The organism is Pontibacter oryzae (assembly GCF_003576375.1).
Lineage (GTDB): Bacteria > Bacteroidota > Bacteroidia > Cytophagales > Hymenobacteraceae > Pontibacter > Pontibacter oryzae.
In genome coordinates this window covers 771,598-792,403 of sequence record NZ_QWGE01000002.1, presented here as the reverse complement: position 1 = coordinate 792,403, position 20,806 = coordinate 771,598, and the positions used below count along the sequence as shown (strand labels likewise).

General features: G+C 48.3%; 18 protein-coding genes and 1 other RNA gene. 7 read left to right on the top strand and 12 right to left on the bottom strand.

Annotated features, from left to right (window positions below; translation table 11 throughout):
• Nucleotides 1-22 precede the first annotated feature (22 nt).
• On the bottom strand, nucleotides 23-1,720 hold the full coding sequence (locus D1627_RS08260) for an ABC transporter substrate-binding protein (RefSeq protein ID WP_119431730.1): 1,698 nt from the start codon (nucleotides 1,718-1,720) through the stop codon (nucleotides 23-25).
• Nucleotides 1,721-1,816: 96 nt separating this feature from the next.
• The gene (guaA, locus tag D1627_RS08255; RefSeq protein ID WP_119431729.1) at nucleotides 1,817-3,346 is read right to left on the bottom strand and encodes a glutamine-hydrolyzing GMP synthase; all 1,530 of its coding nucleotides are present in this window, start codon (nucleotides 3,344-3,346) and stop codon (nucleotides 1,817-1,819) included.
• Between the two features lie 248 nt (nucleotides 3,347-3,594).
• Here guaA and ffs point away from each other — a divergent pair.
• The 5 genes from ffs (at nucleotide 3,595) to D1627_RS08230 (ending at nucleotide 6,366) form a co-directional block, all read left to right on the top strand.
• Nucleotides 3,595-3,695, top strand: an RNA gene (ffs, locus tag D1627_RS08250) — signal recognition particle sRNA small type.
• A 106-nt stretch (nucleotides 3,696-3,801) separates the two neighbouring features.
• A complete protein-coding gene (fsa, locus tag D1627_RS08245) occupies nucleotides 3,802-4,458 on the top strand; it encodes a fructose-6-phosphate aldolase (protein ID WP_119431728.1) in 657 nt (218 codons plus the stop codon).
• A gap of 94 nt (nucleotides 4,459-4,552) precedes the next feature.
• The gene (locus D1627_RS08240) at nucleotides 4,553-4,756 is read left to right on the top strand and encodes a fructose-6-phosphate aldolase (RefSeq protein WP_119431727.1); all 204 of its coding nucleotides are present in this window, start codon (nucleotides 4,553-4,555) and stop codon (nucleotides 4,754-4,756) included.
• A 7-nt stretch (nucleotides 4,757-4,763) separates the two neighbouring features.
• Nucleotides 4,764-5,474, top strand: a complete 711-nt coding sequence (locus tag D1627_RS08235) for a cell division ATP-binding protein FtsE (protein ID WP_119431726.1) — start codon at nucleotides 4,764-4,766, stop codon at nucleotides 5,472-5,474.
• On the top strand, nucleotides 5,464-6,366 hold the full coding sequence (locus D1627_RS08230) for a glycosyltransferase (protein ID WP_119431725.1): 903 nt from the start codon (nucleotides 5,464-5,466) through the stop codon (nucleotides 6,364-6,366). The genes D1627_RS08235 and D1627_RS08230 overlap by 11 nt, the downstream gene beginning before the upstream one ends.
• A gap of 1 nt (nucleotide 6,367) precedes the next feature.
• On the opposite strand, the gene D1627_RS08225 is transcribed toward D1627_RS08230, so the two are convergent.
• Complete coding sequence (locus D1627_RS08225; RefSeq protein WP_119431724.1) at nucleotides 6,368-7,024, bottom strand: hypothetical protein; 657 nt, start codon at nucleotides 7,022-7,024, stop codon at nucleotides 6,368-6,370.
• 159 nt (nucleotides 7,025-7,183) lie between these two features.
• Between D1627_RS08225 and D1627_RS08220 the strand changes: the two genes are divergently transcribed.
• Together D1627_RS08220 and D1627_RS08215 are read left to right on the top strand one after the other, a co-directional pair.
• Nucleotides 7,184-8,320 carry a DegT/DnrJ/EryC1/StrS family aminotransferase gene (locus D1627_RS08220; RefSeq protein WP_119431723.1) on the top strand — a complete coding sequence of 379 codons (1,137 nt, stop codon included), beginning with the start codon at nucleotides 7,184-7,186 and terminating at the stop codon, nucleotides 8,318-8,320.
• On the top strand, nucleotides 8,313-9,392 hold the full coding sequence (locus D1627_RS08215) for a Gfo/Idh/MocA family protein (RefSeq protein WP_119431722.1): 1,080 nt from the start codon (nucleotides 8,313-8,315) through the stop codon (nucleotides 9,390-9,392). The genes D1627_RS08220 and D1627_RS08215 overlap by 8 nt, the downstream gene beginning before the upstream one ends.
• Here D1627_RS08215 and D1627_RS08210 read toward each other — a convergent pair.
• The 9 genes from D1627_RS08210 to pseB all read right to left on the bottom strand — a co-directional run bounded on the left by D1627_RS08210 (nucleotide 9,351) and on the right by pseB (nucleotide 20,742).
• Entirely contained in the window at nucleotides 9,351-10,838 is a 1,488-nt protein-coding gene (locus D1627_RS08210) for a lipopolysaccharide biosynthesis protein (protein ID WP_119431721.1), read from the bottom strand. The genes D1627_RS08215 and D1627_RS08210 overlap by 42 nt on opposite strands.
• A 62-nt stretch (nucleotides 10,839-10,900) precedes the next feature.
• Complete coding sequence (locus D1627_RS08205; RefSeq protein WP_119431720.1) at nucleotides 10,901-12,241, bottom strand: polysaccharide deacetylase family protein; 1,341 nt, start codon at nucleotides 12,239-12,241, stop codon at nucleotides 10,901-10,903.
• 5 nt (nucleotides 12,242-12,246) lie between these two features.
• On the bottom strand, nucleotides 12,247-13,872 hold the full coding sequence (locus D1627_RS08200) for a LamG-like jellyroll fold domain-containing protein (RefSeq protein WP_119431719.1): 1,626 nt from the start codon (nucleotides 13,870-13,872) through the stop codon (nucleotides 12,247-12,249).
• A 57-nt stretch (nucleotides 13,873-13,929) separates the two neighbouring features.
• Complete coding sequence (locus tag D1627_RS08195; RefSeq protein ID WP_233555556.1) at nucleotides 13,930-15,081, bottom strand: glycosyltransferase family protein; 1,152 nt, start codon at nucleotides 15,079-15,081, stop codon at nucleotides 13,930-13,932.
• A gap of 129 nt (nucleotides 15,082-15,210) precedes the next feature.
• Nucleotides 15,211-16,254: a pseudaminic acid synthase gene (pseI, locus tag D1627_RS08190; RefSeq protein ID WP_119431717.1), complete on the bottom strand. Its 1,044-nt coding sequence runs from the start codon at nucleotides 16,252-16,254 to the stop codon at nucleotides 15,211-15,213.
• Nucleotide 16,255: 1 nt separating this feature from the next.
• Nucleotides 16,256-17,752, bottom strand: a complete 1,497-nt coding sequence (gene pseG / locus D1627_RS08185; protein WP_119431716.1) for a UDP-2,4-diacetamido-2,4,6-trideoxy-beta-L-altropyranose hydrolase — start codon at nucleotides 17,750-17,752, stop codon at nucleotides 16,256-16,258.
• Nucleotides 17,739-18,431, bottom strand: a complete 693-nt coding sequence (pseF, locus tag D1627_RS08180) for a pseudaminic acid cytidylyltransferase (RefSeq protein ID WP_119431715.1) — start codon at nucleotides 18,429-18,431, stop codon at nucleotides 17,739-17,741. Before pseF ends, pseG begins: the two co-directional genes overlap by 14 nt.
• Nucleotides 18,431-19,630: a UDP-4-amino-4,6-dideoxy-N-acetyl-beta-L-altrosamine transaminase gene (gene pseC / locus D1627_RS08175; RefSeq protein WP_119431714.1), complete on the bottom strand. Its 1,200-nt coding sequence runs from the start codon at nucleotides 19,628-19,630 to the stop codon at nucleotides 18,431-18,433. The genes pseF and pseC overlap by 1 nt, the downstream gene beginning before the upstream one ends.
• A gap of 92 nt (nucleotides 19,631-19,722) precedes the next feature.
• Nucleotides 19,723-20,742, bottom strand: coding sequence for a UDP-N-acetylglucosamine 4,6-dehydratase (inverting) (gene pseB / locus D1627_RS08170; protein ID WP_119431713.1), 1,020 nt, complete (start codon nucleotides 20,740-20,742; stop codon nucleotides 19,723-19,725).
• Nucleotides 20,743-20,806 lie beyond the last annotated feature (64 nt).

Here is a 20,806-nt window from a genome sequence, read left to right as displayed (position 1 = left end):
TTATACTAAAATGTGATCTTGGTTAATAAACCGGGTTTACAACAGTTAGTTGTAGGTTTTCCAGTTTTGTTATCGGTACGTATTGGTTGTCAGGTTGCAGTTGGTTGCGCTGCGACCGGTCTGTGTAGCCTACGCCCTGGTAAAGTATGCCTTGCTGCAGCCCGGCTACGCTGAGCTGGCCATTAAACTGAGGGCCATACTGATGCAGCATTTGCCCAAAATAATAGAGCATCTCGAATCCTGCAAAAGCATACTGCGATGGCGTGAGGTTATACTTGCTGATATACTTTTCGCGGAACCACTTGTTGGTTGGATTGAGCTTATCCATATACTTGGGACTGATGAAGTATACTTCCAGGTTGTCGAGTTGGCGGAGTGTGATTTGGTTAATCTCAAGCCATTTATCATAAGTTACTAATGGCAATTTCGCTGCTTTGCTTTGCACAACACTGGTAGCATTTACAGCGGCTGTCATTTTATCTGAGAATACGGCCAGGTGCCCTACATCCTGAAGGTTTAGTGCATTAAATGTTGCCGCAGTAGCAGTTGCCTGGCTTGGGCTGAACTTCTTGTATACTTTTATTTTACCACCAAGCTGCTGAAAATGCTTTCGGTAGTAAAAGGCAAACGTAGTATCCTCTTTAGCATTCTCATAAAGTATGATGGCAGACTTTGGCGAGAAGTTTTGGTAAGCATAAGCTGCAGCCTGCCGTGCCTGCGTCGCCACCGATGACTCAAACAAGAAGACATTACTATTGCCTTTGGCCATTTCTACATCCTGCGAAAGCGGGTTGATAACGTTAATATCATTTTGGGCTGCATAGCGTGCCGCAACCTTTGCAGTGGATTTATAAATAGGCCCAACCAGCAGGTCCATTTGCTTCACCTCTGGCAACTCAAGCACACGTTTTACACTAACAGTATCAGCGCCTGTATCATAAGTAAACAGGTTAATAGTGATACCTTGCTTCTGAAGCGAATCCTGCGCCAGTTTCATGCCGGCATACATATCGGTCACAAACTGATTTTTACGGGCAGACTGCGCAAAATCCTGGTTAAGCTGGAAGGGGAGGAGCAAGCCCACATTGTAGCCTTGGCGGCTCAACGCGGCTTTATTTAAATAGCGGTTCCGATCAAGTTTAAACTCCTGTACTAGGCTCTCCAACATCTGGCGGTCCTGTGGCTTGTACCAGCCTCCGAGTAGCTTATCGGCGTATACTTGCGCCACAGCCTTGTCTGACCCAAAGCGGCGCATCAGTTTTTCATACGTGGCTCTGTCGTTTATCTTGTTTAGGTAATACCTTTTCAGGCCCTCAGCATCACTTTCCAAAGATGAACCTTTGAGTTCCTGTAGTTTACTTAAGGCGCGTTCGTATTCGTTCTGCTCGAATAAAACATTCGCTAACAAATAATCAGCATCTTGCATACCCTCCCAGGTTGGGTGCTGGTTCTGTAGCTGCAGCAGCATTTTATAAGCTGCATTTGGGTTTCCGTTTTTCAGGGCTGCGAGTGCATAAAAGTATGATGCTTCCGGGGCATAGTTGCTCGTATTAGTCAGCGGCAGCAATTCTGCCATGGCCAGGTCGTAGCGTTGCTGCTGCAGCAGAATTTTGCCATTGCTGTACGTGGTGGCAGGGTCTTGGGTCTGCGCCTGAGCGGTGATGCAAAGCGAGCTGGCCAGGGCCAGGCCGGCAATTATATTCCAGAAGCGATTCTTCATATTCTTTAAATTGGTTGTAAGGCATAAGACACCAGCTACAGGCCCTAACGTATGAGAGCCTGCGGCTAGTGTCTTAAGTATGTTTTCTCAAAAAAACTATTCCCACTCGATCGTAGCAGGCGGCTTTGAGCTGATATCGTATACAACGCGATTTACGCCTTTTACCTTATTAATGATTTCGTTTGACACATCGGCCAGGAATTCATACGGTAACCGGCTCCAATCGGCTGTCATACCATCTATACTTGTAACGGCGCGCAATGCAACAACATTTTCATAGGTGCGCTCATCGCCCATTACCCCAACCGATTGCACGGGAGTAAGTATGGCGCCGGCCTGCCATACTTCGTCATACAAACCTGATTTTTTCAGATTGCTGATAAAGATATGGTCAACTTGCTGCAGTACGTTTACTTTCTCAGGCGTGATGTCACCGAGTATACGTATGGCAAGTCCGGGACCAGGGAAAGGATGGCGGCCAAGTATGGTTTCATCAATATGCATGGCTCTACCCACTAAACGAACCTCGTCCTTGAATAGTGCTTTAAGCGGCTCTACCACCTTCAGCTTCATAAAGTCAGGCAAACCTCCCACATTGTGGTGTGATTTAATTGTGGCAGAAGGCCCCTTCACGCTCATCGATTCGATTACGTCCGGGTAAATGGTACCCTGCGCCAGCCACTTCACGTCCTCGATCTGGTGCGCCTCTTCATCAAACACCTCAATAAACACGCGGCCAATGGCCTTGCGCTTTTGCTCCGGGTCTGTTAATCCTGCTAAGGCAGTGTAAAACCTATCTTTGGCGTCAACACCTTTTACGTTCAGGCCCATATGCTGATACGAGTCCAGTACAGTCTGGAACTCATCTTTGCGCAATAGCCCGTTATCTACAAAAATACAGTATAGGTTTTTGCCTATGGCGTGATGTATAAGCATGGCGGCTACACTTGAGTCAACACCGCCTGAAAGTCCTAGCACCACTTTGTCGTTTCCTAGCTGCTCTTTAAGCTCAGCTACGGTGGCATCAATAAACTGCTCGGAGGTCCAGTCTTGCACACAGCCGCAGATATGCACCACAAAGTTGCGCAACAGCGTTTTTCCCTCATCAGAGTGGGTTACCTCTGGGTGGAACTGGATGCCATACGTTTCTTGGTCACGCAGTTTGAAAGCGGCTACGCGTACGCTGTCCGTACTGGCAATTACCTCAAAATTATCCGGGATTTCTTTAATTGTATCGCCATGGGACATCCAAACCACAGAACCCAGGGTGAGTTCCTTCAAGAGGCGGTCATGGTTGTGCAACTCGCTCAGGCGGGCACGGCCATACTCGCGGATGGTGGATGGGGTTACTTCGCCGCCGTTTTCGTGGGCTAATAGCTGTGCCCCGTAACACACGCCGAGTACAGGCAATTTGCCAAGGTACTGGTTAAGATTGATGTTGGGATGTTCAGCGTCGCGAACGGAGCAGGGACTACCTGACAGGATCACGCCTTTCACTTCTTCTGTGAGTTCCGGCACGTTGTTGTACGGGTAAATCTCACAATAAACATTAAGCTCGCGAACCCTTCTGGCAATAAGCTGGGTGTACTGCGAACCGAAATCGAGGATGAGAATTTTTTCTGGCATGCGCAAAGGTAAGGTAGTTTGGTGGTATGAGGCAATTTATTTATGAGAAGATATCAAATGCCTGTATTTGGCGCACTACATTAGATTCATCGATAATAAAGCGGTGATAACTTATTAAGGGCATAATTTTGACCCGTAACACATAAAAATAACCAGCTGATTTTCAATCAAACAGCTTTTTTGCAAGTATAAATATCAATTATATTGTGCTCAAAGTTTGCAGTTAATGATAATCTCCGTACTTTTGTAACGGCAAATCGGCACGGCCAGCTCCCGCTGAACTCCCCCAGGACCGGAAGGTAGCAAGGGTAGGTGGTTGTAGCGGCGCGATGTTCGGTTTGCCACTTTTTTTTGCCCCTACTTTTCGGCTATTCTGCCTTTCAAATTTTAGCACAATCTTTCCTGTTTGTCAATTAATGCGTTAGATTTGTAGAGAAAACCTACAATACCGCATTATGAAATTCTTTATTGATACAGCTAACCTGCAAGATATCCACGAGGCACATGACCTCGGCGTTCTTGACGGCGTAACCACAAACCCTTCGCTGATGGCGAAAGAGGGTATTTTTGGCCACGATAACGTAATTGCGCACTATAAAAAGATCAGCGAGATTGTTGATGGCGATATCAGTGCGGAAGTGATAGCTACTGATTTTGACGGTATTGTGCGTGAAGGCGAATTTCTAGCTGAATTGCATCCGAATATCGTTGTTAAGGTTCCTATGATCCGCGACGGCATCAAGGCGATTCGCTACTTCTCTGATAAAGGTATTAAAACAAACTGCACACTGGTGTTTTCGGCTGGCCAGGCACTACTGGCGGCTAAGGCGGGGGCAACGTATGTCTCTCCTTTTGTGGGCCGTTTAGATGATGTTTCTACTGACGGTATCCAATTGATCGAGCAAGTCGTGCATATCTATGGCAACTATGGTTACCAGACACAGGTATTAGCTGCATCGGTGCGCCACGTAATGCACCTGGTGCAGTGCGCTGAGGTTGGTGCCGATGTGGTCACCTGCCCGCTAAACGTTATTACCGGCTTGCTAAACCACCCATTAACGGATATAGGTCTAGAGAAATTCCTTGCAGACCACGCCAAAGGCAAAAAATAGTATACTTTAATTAGAAATTATGAATTAGAAATTAGAGATGGGGCATATCCCTTTCATTTCTAATTTCTAATTTTTAATTCATAATTCTAAAAGAATGTACATCATCAAAGTAAAGGGCAAGGCTAAAATTCCGGATTACATTCAGCTGCGGGACGAAAACTTCGTGCTGATTGCCTATTTCCGGGCTGACCGCCCACTTAAAAACCTCGACCGTTATGGCTTAGAGGGAAAAGAAGATGCACTTGCCGGGCTGATAGAATCACTTGAGTTTGGCAAGCTTCAGAAATTAGACATTTAAGACGTATATGAATTTTTCCTCTTCACCGGTGGTCTCGCTACGTGATGTTGCCATTTACCAAGACGTAAATACAATACTCAGCAACGTTAATTTTGATATAGAGAAAGGTGAATTTGTATACTTGGTAGGTCGCACAGGAAGCGGAAAAAGCTCGTTGCTGAAAACTCTTTACGCCGACTTGCCTCTCCTGACGGGACATGCCTCGGTGGCAGATTTTAATTTGAGCAAGCTACCGCGCAAGCAGGTGCCATACCTGCGCCGGAAAGTGGGTATCATTTTTCAGGATTTTCAACTGCTCTTTGATCGATCGGTGGCTGACAACCTTGCTTTTGTGCTACGTGCCACGGGCTGGAGCGATAAGTCCAAACGGAAGCAACGCATATCGGAAGTGCTTATGCGCGTTGGCTTGGATGCTGCCGCTAGCAAAATGCCGCACCAATTATCAGGAGGTGAGCAGCAGCGTGTAGTGGTGGCCAGAGCCTTGTTAAATGAGCCTGTCATACTTTTTGCCGATGAACCCACCGGCAACCTGGACCCCCGCGTAGCCGATGAAATCATGATGCTGTTTCAAGAGATTAACAAGCAAGGCACTGCCGTGCTTATGGCCACGCATAACTATGAGATCATTAACCGCTATCCGAGGCGGGTGCTAAAATGTGAAAAAGGCCGTGTACTGGACTCTCAGGTTCAAGAGTTTAATCTCATAAATGGTTACTAGCCTTTCCATACTTATACCTGTGTTTAACCAGGACGTAACAGCAATGGTGCATACCTTGCTGGCCCAATGCATTCGGTTAAGCATATCTTATGAGATAAGGATCTATGATGATGCATCAGAAGATCAGTTTCGGCAATTAAATCGCCCGTTAGCCGGACAAGCGGGTGTAGTTTACGAGGAACTGCCAAATAATATTGGCCGCTCTAGTATTCGCAACCGGCTTGCTTTTGATGCCCAGTATGAGCACCTGCTTTTTCTTGACAACGATTGCTTGCCAGTCTCCTTCAATTTCCTGTTCAATTACCTGGTTGAAGCGCAACTCAGCGAAGTAGTTATAGGCGGGGTGGCTTATGTAGCTACGAAGCCAGAAAAGCCTTTCAGGCTACATTGGAAGTATGGGCGGCTGCGGGGAGCCAAGAGCGCGACACAACGGCAACAGCAACCATATAATGATGTGTTTCTTTGCAATGCGCTGATTAAACGAGCTGTCTTTTACAAATTCCCGCTTCGCGAAAGCCTTAAAAAATATGGCCACGAAGATACTGTGTTTGCGCAACATCTACAGGAGAACAATATTAGTGTAAAGCATATAAATAACCCAGTGGTGCACCTGGGCCTGGAAGAAACGACAGTACTTTTGCTAAAAACAGAGCAGGCAGTTCAAAATCTGGCCCAATTATATGCGGAAGGGGAGCAGGTGGAGCCAATACGCATAATGCAGGCTTACAACATGCTCCAAAACTGGCGGCTTGCACGCCCATACCAACTGGTTTTTGCTACGATAGAGCGCGTGGTAAAGCAGAACCTCGCATCGGGCTACCCTAACTTAATGCTCTATGACCTGTACAGGTTATTCTTGTTAAGTAAATTATTGCAAAACAAGAAAGGGTAATTTATACTTGGTCAATGTCCGTTTTGCTTCTTAATCGCTGGTATTGCTGCTGGTTTTCCTGGATACGCTTTTTTGTGGCACCAGATAACTGCTGTTCCAGAGTTCTGTAACGGCTGTTAAGCGCAAGCCACCAACCCTCAATCAAATCCCAGTCCCTGGCCTGATAGGAAGCGGTATCTGCAGACAAAGAACCTACGAAACGATCATAAACAGCTTCAATATTATGGCTTGTAATGTCGCTAAGGTCATCCTTCTTCACTTCCAGGCCTAGCAGTTTGCGGCGTAATGCATACCGGTGGCTCACATCGCGATACTGTTGCTCGCGCTGATGCATGGCGTTGTCAAAACGCTGGTCTAAATCTTGTACTTCTGTTTGCTGTTCTTTCTTTAGATCTGCCAAGGAGGTTTCAATGACCGCTCTACTTGAATCCTGAGTTTGCATGAGCCTTTCCTTTTCATTGGCCCATTCGGTGCTGTCGTATATTTCGAGGGACATGGCCCGCATTTCTGTTTCCGTGAGGCTATCCTGCTCAAATGCAGTTACGAAATTTCTGTAGTCTGCCAAAGCTTGTTCGCGCTCGGTCTGTTTCTGGTTGCTGCAGGCAGTAAATAAAAGAAGTACGAAGAATGTATAGAAGGTGTGGTTAAATGTTTTCATCGCTAATTTCTGATGTTTGGGATTCTCTTAACGCTGCAGAGTACTAAGGGGTTACAGATCCTCGACAAAGCCAAAAGTATGAAACGGATGCCAGGCACATGCTGATTTGCTTGGTGCAATGTGTATATTTGTTAGCAAATAACACCCTTAAGCCAACCCATGGAAGATATAAAAATGGTGGACCTGAAAGCCCAGTACGCACAGCTCAAACCCGAACTGGACAAGGCTTTCAGTAATGTTATGGAGAGTATGGCTTTTATAAACGGGCCGCAGGTGCAAGACTTTGCACGGAGCCTGGAGCGTTACCTCGCTGTGAAGCATGCCATACCCTGCGCCAACGGCACAGATGCGCTGCAAATCGCGTTGATGGCCTTGCAACTTCCGGCAGGGGCTGAGGTGATCGTTCCGGCCTTCAATTATGTTTCTGCTGCTGAAGTAGTGGCTTTATTGGGCTTAAAACCAATTTTTGCTGATGTGGATGCCGCTACGTTTCACCTGACCGCTGAAGCTGCAGAAAAGGTTATCACAGACAAAACTGCTGCTATCATACCTGTGCATTTGTTTGGGCAGTGCAGTGATATGACGCCGCTGATGCAGCTAGCCGAGAAGTATAAACTTTGGGTGATAGAGGATAATGCGCAGTCTCTTGGGGCGGATTATCAGCCGGCTGGAGCTGTTGCACAAAAGGCCGGAACGATCGGCCACATCGGCACAACTTCATTTTTCCCATCCAAGCCTTTGGGCGGAATGGGCGATGGCGGCGCTGTATTCACGAATAACTCAGAACTGGCTGCCCGCATGCAGCAAATAGCAAACCACGGCCAGAGCGAAAAGTATGAATTCCGGAATGTAGGCATCAACTCCCGCTTGGATACCTTGCAGGCTGCTATGCTAGACGTAAAAATCAAGTATATCGATGCTTACAACGCTGCCCGCGACCGTGTAGCTGCATATTATAAAAATGCTCTTGGTATGCTAAATCATGTTGTTACACCGAGCATGTCTGGTTACAGCAGCCATGTGTACCATCAATATACTTTAAAAGTTGCTTCTGAGCTGCGGGATGGGCTTAAAGAGCATTTGCGCTTGCATCACATCCCAAGTATGATTTATTACCCAAAACCGCTGCATTTGCAGGAAGCTTATACATACTTGGGCTATAATGCCGGTGATTTTCCAGTGGCAGAGCAGCTCTGCGCCAGCGTACTATCGTTGCCTATGCACTCCGAGCTAAAAGAAGATCAACTGGAGTATATTTGCCACCATGTGACTTCTTATGTAAAGCAGAATGGCTGATCTGGGGCTTGTTCGATTTGTTGTAATCGGGGTAGGCCATATTGGCAAACGCCATGCAGTGCTTATCATGGCTAACCCGGCTTGCCAGTTGGTAGCGCTTATTGATAACCGGGAAGGTTTCAGCTTAAGTAGCGAGTTTACAGACGTGCCAAAGTTTGCCTCCCTGGACGAATTTATACTTTCTGAAATACCAGCCGAAGTGCTTTGCGTCTGCACGCCTAATTACCTGCATTACACCCATACTTTAAGAGGCTTGGCGTTAGGGCTGCACGTTGTATGCGAAAAGCCCATGGCTCTGGCAGCAACTCACAGCCAGCACATGATTGCGACAGCCAAAGCGGCAGGCAAGCATATTTTCTGCGTGATGCAGAACAGGTACAGCCCGCCGGCTGTATGGCTGCGAAGTGTACTAGAACAGGAGCTCTTGGGGGAAGTATACCATGTGCAGGTAAACTGTTTCTGGAACCGCGATGCACGTTATTACACACCCTTGAGCTGGCGTGGCAATGCCCAACAGGATGGCGGTACGCTTTTTACTCAATTTAGCCACTTTATTGATATGCTTTATTGGCTTTTCGGTGATTTTAGGGATATACGGGGCCAGTTCAGAAATTTCAACCACCAAGGGCTGACTGATTTTGAGGATAGTGGCTTTCTGCAGTTCGAGTTGGAGAGGGGCGGTTTATGCACTTTTAACTACTCTACCTCAGTGCCTGGCCAGAATCTGGAAAGTAGCATGACTATTATTAGTGAGAGAGGAAGCATCAAGATTGATGGGCAGTATATGAACCAGGTGTCTCAGTGCCAAATTCAGGACTATCAAATGCCTGACTTACCTGCCAGTGAGCCTGCCAATAATTACGGGCCATATAGCGGGAGCGCTGCCAACCATAAGTATGTTATCGAGAACGTTGTACACACGCTGAAGCATGGCGGTGCAGTCAGTACCAATGCTTCCGATGGTTTCAAAGTGGTGGAATTGATCGAACGTATTTATGCCTTAAAAGAAACAGTGCAGCAGCAATCACACTTACAGCTTCCAGCCAGTAACACCATAGATCACCTTCCTTAGCCAGGCATTCATTTCGGGGTAAATGTTAAGGTTCAGGGCCAGCATGGCGTAGATCGATACGATCATGAGCGAGCGTACCACCAAATCCAGCCACACATCGCCAAGATAGGGCAAGAGGTAAGAAGCACCCAAGGTAATCGCGGCAATAGCCAAAACACCCGCAGCCTGCCAAGTAAACGGCTGAATCTTGTAGATAATCTGCACAAAGAACAACCTTGCTAGGTTCATAACTACTAAAGAGATCATGGAGGCCAGCGCGGCGCCTTCAATCCCGTAGCGCGGTATAAAGTACCAGTTCGTCCAGATAGTGAGGCCGGCCAGGACGATGTTAAAAGCAAGGTCCCATTTATACTTTTCAGAAGTGGCTAGTATGGCACCATTCAGGCTGGTTGCCAAATCCACGAGGCGTGCCAATGCCAGATAAAGCACCACATACTTGCCGGCCCGATAACTCTCAGGCATAAAGTCGTAGAGGTTATCGATGTTCGCCCATATGCCTACGAAGAGCAGAAGCCCTACAATCAGGTTGATCATGGTTACATGCTGGTACAGGTTGCCCATGCCCTGCATGTTTTTCTCTTTCCAGAATTCGGCAACCTGTGGGTGCGCAATTTTAAGTATGGAACGGCCAGGCACAAGTATGGCGCTCGTCATGAAGAAAGCCGTGGTGTAGATCCCATTATCAGAGAGGCTATACGATGATATCATAACCTGATCTACGGTGGTGATGATGGTTGTAGAAACGTTGCCAAGAAAAGTGAAAAACCCATAGTATAATATCTCCCGGATAGGTATAACGCGCAGCACGGCTAGCGAGGGCATTAAGAATAGTTGCTTTAGGCGAATAATATAGATGGCAAGCACCAATGCTCCGGCAGAATTTATGATGATGTAGAGCAGCACAAACGTCTGAAAATCCATCACCTTAAACGCATAGATACTAATTAGTATAGTAGTGAGTATGCGCAAGAGAAAATCCTGCACGAAGGACGATACAATGGTTTTATACAGAGATCGCAGGTAGGCTGTAAACATGTTAAACAGGAGCGCAAACAAGGCCAGCGGGATCAGGTAGTAATAGTAATCAATAATGAGCGGCGAATTGGTAATATAATAATCCACCACGGCAGGCTTAAACAGCAGGAAAATTGCCGTAGTAAGTATAAAACCCATGACTGGGACTGAGAGCAGCAAAAATAAAAAGCCGTTGTGCTGCCGGTTCTCATCTCGGAAGTATGGGAAGTAGCGCACGCTCATGTTCGCAAAGCCAAGTGCCGAAAACTGCGCGTACATCACGGAAATCGACAAAAGCAGTCGCGTGAGGCCTACCTCTGCCTCATCCAGGAAGTTTGGGAAAAGCAGAATGGTATTTACGTAGCCAATCAAAATACCGGCGTACGAGATGGTTGTGTTCCAGATTCCTTCGCGCTGTAACGTTCTGCTCATTGGGTGCAAGAGTGAACCGCAAAGTTAATAAATGGAATGAGTTTCAGCCTGAAAGTTCAGAATTATGCCCGCGCCTTTTCTGCAGCCTTAGCACAGGTATAAAACCGTGTTCCGGCATCCTTGAGCTGCTGGAGCAATTCTCCTACCAGACCCAGCCAAGTCATACCGCCGCTCTCTGCCACCGCTTCGGTATACTTTGAAAAGTTTTCGTTATGCCAAAGCAGGGTAAATAGCCCGTTGAACTTCTGTACTTCGGCCACCACCGATTGCAGATGCTGTAGCGCCTCCACGGGCTTCAGGTTCATATAGTTTGGGTTATATAGGGTGGTATCCATGAGCAAGAGTGGCAGCTCTATAAAAGTATGGGCACGTCGGTTTTTGAAGTTGAAAGGGTAGAAAGGGTGGCAGTATGAGTTTCTGAAGCCGATGTGTTCGGCAAAGCCAAGAGTGCTGTCGTACTTCAGGTTGCTCTGCTCCAGTACCAGCGGTGTGGTTTCAGGTTGGTAACAGAGGTAATGGAATCGATTACCCTGGGCCTGTAAAGGCAGCTTGGCTCTATCTGATTTTAGCTGTACCAAGTCGTTTGTTGTGCCGAAACTGCCGTGTAAAGCAACTTCATGGCCTTGGTCAGCAACGCGTTGGGCAAGCTCCTGGTATTTCAGCTTCGTAAGGTCATAGTCTGCGTTTGGGTGGCCGTTGAAACGCTGGTTGCTGGGCAGAAAAAAAAATGTGGCCTTTGCGCCATATTTCTCAGCAGTTTGCATTACGTCAGGCAGGTTGTTCCAGGCATCGCGGCCAATACCTTTTTGCAGCCATAGCTTCGTCACCTCAAAAAATCTGCCCTGCTGCATGAGCTGTTTGCCAGCTACTTTCCAGCCACTTTGCAAGCGGTCCACGTCGCAGGTTAGGCAGGTGGCGAATGAATTGTTACCCCAACGGTCGTAGCTTAGGTCTTTGTGATATACATTCTCCAGTACGTCGCGAAGGATATCGAAATAATAGTTTACCACAGGCTTTGTGATAAAACCATACTTGGCTTGCACGCTTGCCTTGTAAGTATAGCGCTTAAATTTATCCCGCTCCGGACCGTAAAACTCCTGCCAGCCACTTAGCAAGTAAAACGCAGAGGCAATGATATCATAGTTTATACTTGCCGTGCCATCAGGGCCATAAGTAACAATTTCCTGGTCAGTATCGGTGTCAAAGAAAAAAGGAAGGTTTTCGCCTTTCCATTCTTTCCAAACAACCTGCTGTGGCCGCGGGCGCTTTTTCTCGAAGAAACTACCAATATACTTTTTAATACTTACCTTGGCACCATTATCAGTACCATACTTTAGGTCAAGTTGCTGGGCAGCGGGGTATACTTGGTAAAAATGGTGAAGAATGTATTGCTGTATGTACAAATTGGTTACCTAATAACTTCAAACCAGCCCTTATAAACTTTTTGGGTGTTTGGGTCGGTCAACTGATAGTAATAAACTCCGTCTGGCAAGCCTGCGGCCGACCAGCTGTTGTCATAACGAGCAGTGTGGTACATAGATTTTCCCCAGCGGTTGAAAATTTTTATCTCCATTGTATTTTTTTCCAATCCTTGTACTACAAAGCTGTCGTTTTTACCATCCCCATTCGGGGTTATAATATTAGGGATGATAATATTCGGCACAGTGATGTCCGGGATGATGGGGCAATCTTCTTTAATTACGGTGAATGTACGAACCAAAGGGCAATTATTTACTATGACTGTGGCTGTATAGGTGCCAGCCGCCGAAACGGTCAGTTTAGGCGTTGTCTGGCCGTTGTTCCAAGTGTAGGCTGTTGCCTTTTCTGTAGTAGCATCTAACGTTATTTGGTCATTAGAGCAAGCTTTGAGCTCAACTGGTTGTTCGGCTATAGTCTCAGCGTTACTAGTATTTGTTACAGCATATTCGCCGTAGTTTTCAGCAGTGGTATAGAACATCATTGGCGCACCTGTTGTATCAGCTACCTGCTCCCATGTGTTGTCTGCATTGTTCTGGCGGAAGTATAGCGTAGTACCACAAGCGGCAAGAGGCTTTTTATGGTACACTTTATACTTTGCGCTGGCAGGCCCAACTTTAAATACGCCATAGTATTCTTTTACATCCTGATGGTTATCAATACCGCTAGTAGATGCTGGGGGTGAGAACACTTTATATAAATGAAAACCTCGAATTTGCGGGGATACCTTCGTCACCGAGAAGTTAATTTCGCCATCTAACAGCTCAAGTGATTGATCCCACTTTTGAGGATACCTGTACACGCTGATGTCGCCTATCGGAGCTCCTGAGGGGACAAAGGCATTAGGGGGAGTGATATTGATCAGGTGGCCTTTAATATCTGAAGAACTGCTGTCAAGGATAAGTCCTCCTGGGGAGTTGTCGAAAGTATAGTAACCAACTAAGCCTGGCGTATTCGGATTAACTGCGCTGCACATGTGCTGCCTTATTTCCATTTCGCTAAGGGCTATATTCCAAATTCTGAGTTCGTCAACTGAGCCTTCGTAGAAGTGATTGCCAAGCTGTGGGTAGTAGTAATTACCTATTAATAAATTAAAATCGCTGTTTAACGCAGCAGCTGCGAAGCCTGTATTTTGCTGGTTATGTAATTCTCCGTCTACATAAATTTTCCAAACACCTCTTTCTATTACACCTGCAATATGGTGCCACTGATTGTCTGCCACAACAGTATTTGAATATCCAGACGTGCGATACATCCCAGAACCATCACGCCCTGCAAGACATACTTTACCGTTTTGGATTAGCAGCTGGAAGCCTCTCTGCCTGTCGCGGTCATACTTAGAAATAATGTGATCATGACTTTTAGTATCTGTTTTGATCCAGGCTTCTAAGGTTAACTGGTTCGTTATTCCTCTGTTATCTACGCCTAAATCCACATATGAATCCGCGCCATTTAGTGTTAAAGCACTATTATTAGTCTGGGCTAAAGCAGCTTGAGTGAATGGGAGACAGAGTATCAGCGCGACAAAGAATGTAGCGCATAAGATTGTTTTCAGCATTAAGAGATCGATATACTGGTAAGTTAATAAATATAAATATAGATATATAGAAAATAATTAGCTTCTAAGAAAAGAATTTATGCAGTTAAGTGCCAAGGTTTTGCTATTTCCGTCGTAAGGCGTATCTATAGTTGAATTGTAATACGCAGCTCTTCCAACCACATTAGGCTTGCTTGTCAGGTTAAGTTTTAGTAGAGAGAGCAAATGCACTGTGCTATCTGAAGTGTCTACCAAACCATGCTTTATAAAGCCATAGTAATCATCCAGTCTTTGGCTTGGATTAAAATCGTAGAAGATGCTCCATACATTGAGTAACACTGCCTCCAGATGTATACCTGAGTTTCCACTTATCTGAACATCAAGTTGCTGCAAATAATCGAATGTTAGTTCATGGTGGCTATCCGATAAAGTTATGTTTGGCGACATAGCTACCATTGCTTGAAAATTGCGCTTATCGCGCGGGTGTGGCCGAAGTATAAATTTGATATCTGGCAATGCTAAACTTAGTGATTTAACCAGGTTTTTAATTTCTGTGAGATCATCAAGTAAGTTACAACCTATCCCGATGGTACGGATCGTGTTGCTCTGATTGCGTTTGAAAACAAATGCATCGGCTTTTGGCAAGCCAATGAGCTTCACTTCACCGGATATTGGTCCGCAACTACAATACTTATCCAATGCATCTTGGCCTTCCAGCAAGTTTAAATCAAAAGATAGGGGGGGGAAAAGCGCGCTAACACTGGCATGTTGGATGTATACCGTTTTTATACCGTTAGCTTTAGCAGCCAGAAGCATGGCCCTGGCATCCGCATTATGGTCGTTTGCAAAGATGATAGCTTTCGGTTTATACTTTCTTATCTTTTCAAGATAAACCTCATAAAAACCTATGGCATCATACAGGAGGTCAAAAAACCGTAAAGTGCTTTTGCGGTTATGCTTTAAAAATTGCAGGCTTAAAGGGAGAAGCTTATAATAGAAGATGATTTTTTGTCGCAGTGATATTCGCTGTACCGCATATCTATACTTCCCTAAAGCTTTGCTTTGGCCTGCTACGAATACACTATCAGGTAAGCCTTCCGCAATAAATTTCAGGCTGTCATAATTATTTTGACTAACTACGTAAAGCCATACTTTGCCCTCAAGTGCCTGCGGTTTTTCAACGGCACTTAGTAAGTTGCCAAATAAGCGCACAAAAGTGTATCCACCCATTTTAAGGAGCCGCGTAAGTGCATTCTTAGGGGAAACAGCAGCCTTCGCGTTTTCCGGAAGCTGAAGAAACCCTTCCGAGAAGTGCGTAAAAAGTATATTGCTGTAAGTCTGGTACCAACTAGGCATACCTTATACCATCTCCCATTTGAGGGGTGTGCCAGCCTTAATATCCTGCTTGGCAGTTTTGCCCAGCAGCGTGTCGTAGTGCTTCGGTGCCAGGCCTAAACCGGGACGTATCACACGGATGTTCTCCCCGGTCAGCGGCTCGCCCGCCTTTATGTCCCTGGCCGCGTACACGGAGCGCTTGAACAGGCGGCTTTTCTCCTCGGCCCGCTGCACGCCGTACTGCACCCGGCCCAGCGCCAGCCTGGCCCTTTCCGTTTCCACCACCAGGGACCGTAGCTCCTCGGGCTCCAGCGAGAAGGCCGAGTCCACGCCGCCATCGGCCCTTCGCAGCGTAAAGTGCTTCTCCACCATGGTGGCCCCAAGCGCCACGGCAGCCACGGCCGCGCCCACGCCCATCGTATGGTCGGATAATCCTACTTGCACACCATACAGTTCGCGCATGTGCGGAATAGTCACAAGATTGGTATTCTCAGGAGTAGATGGGTAAGTGGAGGTGCACTTAAGCAGGATGAGTTCCTGGCAGCCCGCGCCCAGCAGTACTTCTACAGCTTCTGCCACCTCCTGCACCGTGGCCGCTCCCGTGCTCATGATAACCGGCTTGCCCGTGGCGGCCACCTTGCGCAGCAGCGGGTGGTCGGTGTTCTCAAAGGATGCGATCTTGTAAACTGGCGCCCCGAGCTCTTCCAGGAAGTCCACGGCCGTCTCGTCGAAGGGGGAGGAGAAGGCGAGCATGCCGCGCTCCCTGGCCCTGTCGAAGATCGGGCGGTGCCACTCCCACGGGGTATACGCCTCTTTGTAGAGGTCGTACAGTTCACGGCCCCTCCAGAGCGAGTTCTCGTCCTCGATGGTGAAGGCACCGGGCAGCGTCATGGTGTCTGCGGTGTAGGTCTGCAGCTTGATAGCATCCGCCCCGGCGTCCGCCGCGGCGTCTACGATCTCAAGTGCGCGCTCCAGGGATTGATTATGGTTGCCGGACATCTCGGCAATGATAAATGGCTTATGCGATGGGCCAACCAGGCGGCCTGCTATGTTTATGTCGTTGATCATGTTATTCTTGCTTCATTGTTTTTGGTTGCAGCACAAACCGGTGTGCATCCGGGTGGCTCGGGTCGGGCTGTCCGTATTGGAATCCGGCTTTCTCGAAAGCGCGCACTGAGGCGATATTGTCCCGCTGCACGAGTCCCTCGATCAGCCTCAGGTCAGGGTTTTGCCGCACAAGCCTGTCAGTGCCCTTTTGCAGCACCACATGCCCCAGGCCCCTGCCCCTGAAACCCGGACCGATAAGGTAGCTTATAGTAGCCGTGCTGCTTTTCAGCTCGAAGCGAATGTGTGCGGCGGGCTCTCCGGCTACTTCCGCGATATAGAGTTTCGTCCGCTCATCCGCCAGCCTGGCCTGCAGCCAGCGGCTGTGGCCCTCCAGCAAGATGGGGTTCGGGTTAAAGGAGCGCTTTCGTACCTCAGGGTCATTGGCCCAGTTGAATAGCAGCATCATGTCCTCCGGTGTCACCTCACGCAGTTTCATACCTGCCATCAGCCCGAGAATTTTAAAGACTTCCCTCAGGCGCTCTCCAGGGCCGCCCTCAAAGTGCTGCCGTTGTATGTTTACCTTTTCATCAAAGGCTTGTTCAATATCATTAGACTTTAACTGCGATAGTTCTTCATAGGTAAACGCCAGGCCGTTGTTTGTCAGGAAATCATAGAGCCCTGACTGGTTGTCGGCTGTCTGCATGGCATAAAGCAGGCCCCCCACGCTGGCGTATTCATAAGCCACGCCGCTGGCGGAAGTGATGGCCATGGCGCATCCCTCCATCAAACGGCCCAGCTCACGGGCACCCAGGTTCTGGTGAAGTCCATAGGTTGGATTAGTTGTCACCCAAGCCTTTAGTTCTGTCAAATGCTTGTAGGCGCTACCGACCACGATCTCTACTTTAGAGATAAACTCTACTTTTGCGAGTTCTTGAGCAATTTCTAGCGTATGGTTTTTTGGGTCGGCGCCACCAAGGTTCAGGAAAAGACGGATAGCACCTCCGGGGAAAACTCTCTTTTTACTGGCAGTCTTTAAAAAAGGAGGTCTGAGCAAAGCATACTTTGGGCCTAGCAGCAGCTTGGTGTATTCAGCTGTTTTATACTTCGAACCATCTACGCCGCCCGCCTGATTCAAAACCACATCGGCAGGAATTTCAAAGGCTTGCAGGTCATCTATATAAAATAAAGGACAGCCTTTGCGCTTGATATGTTGCTGATAACGGGTGGCGAAATGATAACCGTCCAGCACCACTATCACGTCTTCGGCAATATATGCATCCAACTCGTACTCGAACCTCTCTTCGTCGGGCTCGCAGGCAGGAAGTATGATTAGCCCCTCACAGGTTTCCCTGATCTGTTGCTGCAGCTCAGCGCTTGGGGCCTGAATGGCGAACACGCACCCGAAATCATGGCGCAGCATCTCTGCCAGGGCCAGCGAGCGAACCACGTGCCCCAGGCCAATGTGGCCGTTGCCGTCAGCGCGGAAGATGATTCTTTGCTTCTGCTTACTCAATTCCATGCATCAATCTATACTTCAGTTCGGCCAGTTTCCAGTCAGTTTCCGTATCGATATCCTGCGCCTCAAGCTCTGAGACTTCCATGGCGCCCGAGTTGGCGGTGAAAAGCTTGCCTTGCTGTAAAAACCTCTCTGTTTGAAACCAGTAGAACTGCCCTGCATCGTGGAAGGCTGCAGGCAAGTCCTGCGAGCGGCTGTTCAGGTGCTCAGGCCAGTTCATGGCAACCTTGCCGTCCCCTATGTTTAGGCTACGCAAAATCGGGTAGCCGAAACGCAGCACCGGAAAGACCGTGTCAAAGTCACTCTCGGTAAGCTTTAGATAACCCTCGTGCAGGCGCGCGGCGGTTGTGAAAGGTGCGGTAGGGTAGATGCAGCAACCGTGGCTAAACTCCTTCCCAGTTTCCTTATAGGATGATAACACCTCTTCGAGCACAGCCGCCGTGGATGCAAAGTCATCGGAGGCGGAAGCGCTGCGCAGGAAAGGTACCTTTGCCCCAAACCTGGTGGCTACCTCCGCTATTTCCTCATCATCCGTGGAAACCATTACTTCCTCGAACAGTCCGGAGTCCAAAGCCGCCTGTATGGGATAGGCAATAATGGGCTTTCCGAGAAAATCCTTGATGTTTTTTCTGGGTATACGCTTGCTGCCCCCGCGGGCCGGTATGATGGCTAGGTTCTTCACTACCCTACAAACTCCTTCACCTTCTCAATGACAAACTCCTGCTCCTGCTGCGTCAGCGTCGGGTACATAGGCAGGCTCAGGCACTGGCTGTAGTAGTGCTCAGCTTCCGGGAAGTCGCCTTTGCCGTAGCCCAGGCCACGGTAATAGGGCATGGTGTGGGCCGGGATGTAATGCACCTGCGCGAAGATGCCATGCTCACGCAGGAAGTCGTACAAGCCCTTGCGGTCTTCCACCCGGATAACGTATAGGTGATACGCGTGCCCGGTTTCACCGGCCGCGTCAAAAGCGTCGGGATTAGTGCCTAGCACCTCAATGCCCGGGGAGCCTTCAAACGCGTTGTCGTATACATTTGCTATTTCTTTGCGTCGGGCCAGTCCGGCATCGGCGCGCTGAAGCTGCGAGATGCCCAGGGCACAGAGCATATCCGGGATGCGGTAGTTGTAACCCAGCTCCTGCATCTCCATGTACCAGCCGCCGTGGTTTTCCTCCATCAGGTTCGGGTCGCGGGTGATGCCGTGGGTACGGAGTTTCAGCAGTTCATTGTATAGTTTCCCGTCGTTTGTGGTGATCATGCCGCCCTCCCCGGTTGCGATGTGCTTGACCGGATGAAAGGAGAAAATGGCCAGGTTGGCGTAATTACCGTTTCCGCAAAGCTGTTTCTCTCCTTTGCTATCGACAAAATAGCCCCCCGGCGAGTGTGCCGCATCCTCTATGACCCAAAGGCCGTGCTCATCGGCCAGCCTTCGGAACGCCTCCAGGTTGACGGGGTTGCCCGCAAAGTCCACGGGGATGATGCCGGCATAGTAGCCTTTCGGCTTGCTCTCCAGCATTTGCTTTACCTTGTCCACGTCCAGCAGCGCGGTTTCGGGGTCGATATCGGCGAACGCCACGGTACCGCCACAGTAGCGCACGCAGTTTGCAGAGGCGGCAAAGGTAATGGGTGTCGTGATCACGCGGCTCTGCTCGTTTACGCCCAGCGCCAGGGCGGCCAGGTGCAGCGCCGCCGTACCGTTAGACACGGCAACGGCATACTCAGCGCCCACGTAGGCGGCAAAAGCGCGCTCAAACTCAACAACCTTCGGCCCCTGCGTCAGGTAATCCGATTGCAGCGTTTCTATCACCGCCTGAATATCGTCTTCGGTGATATGCTGGCGGCCGTAAGGTATAGGCTTAATATTTGTTCTGAATTCTGAGCTCATTATTTCTAATAAGAAATGAGAAGTTAAAAATTAGAAATTAATCAACTAAGGTTTAGCTACCCCTTTCTAATTTCTAATTCATACGTTGCAATTTAAACACTAAAGTGTTCATCAACGTGCTGGCGAATCTGTTGGCGAAGCTCGTCCACGGTAAGCCATTCGGTGTTGGTACCAGAGTTATATTTAAAGCCCATTTCTACCATTTGGCCATTATGCACTTTTAGGAAATCCTCCGTTTCCCATACTGGGGTAGAGGGAAGTATCACATAATATTTGTTCAGCTCAACGGTGTTCAGCGAGTCGGTTTCAGTGATCATCTCTTCGTGCAGCTTCTCACCGGGGCGTATGCCCACAACCTCCTGCTCACAGTTCGGGCCAATAGCCTCAGCCACATCAGTAATGCGGTAGGATGGAATCTTCGGCACAAATATCTCACCGCCCCAGTGGTGTTCGAGCGCATGGAAAACGAGCTCTACGCCTTCTTCCAAGGAGATGTTGAAGCGTGTCATATCTGGGTGTGTAATAGGCAACACGCCATCCGCACGCTTTTTCATGAAGAAGGGTACTACAGAACCTCTTGAGCCTATCACGTTACCATAACGAACAACTGAGAAACGGATATCGCGTTTGCCACGCATGTTGTTAGCGGCCACAAACAGCTTATCGGAGCACAGTTTGGTGGCGCCGTAAAGGTTTATGGGCGCTGCTGCCTTGTCCGTAGAGAGCGCTACAACGTCTTTTACGCCACAATCAAGTGCGGCATTTATAACATTCTCAGCACCCAGCACGTTGGTTTTGATGCACTCCATGGGGTTATACTCGGCAGCAGGCACTTGCTTTAAGGCAGCTGCATGCACAATTATGTCGATCCCCTCACAGGCGCGCTTAAACCGTTCGCCATCCCTTACATCGCCAATAAAATAACGGATAGAGTTATACTTGCTGTGCGGAAACACCTGCGACATCTCGAATTGCTTCAGCTCATCGCGCGAGTAAATCACCACTCTTTTAACATTTGGGAAGCGGGCGTATACCATCTCCACGAATTTCTTTCCAAACGAGCCGGTTCCGCCCGTTATAAGTATAGCCTTGTTGTTAAGGTCTAATGCCATTCTGTAACTTTTTGCTTAATACGCCGGGAGTATAATGGTCACCCAATCGCGTTGCAAGATACTT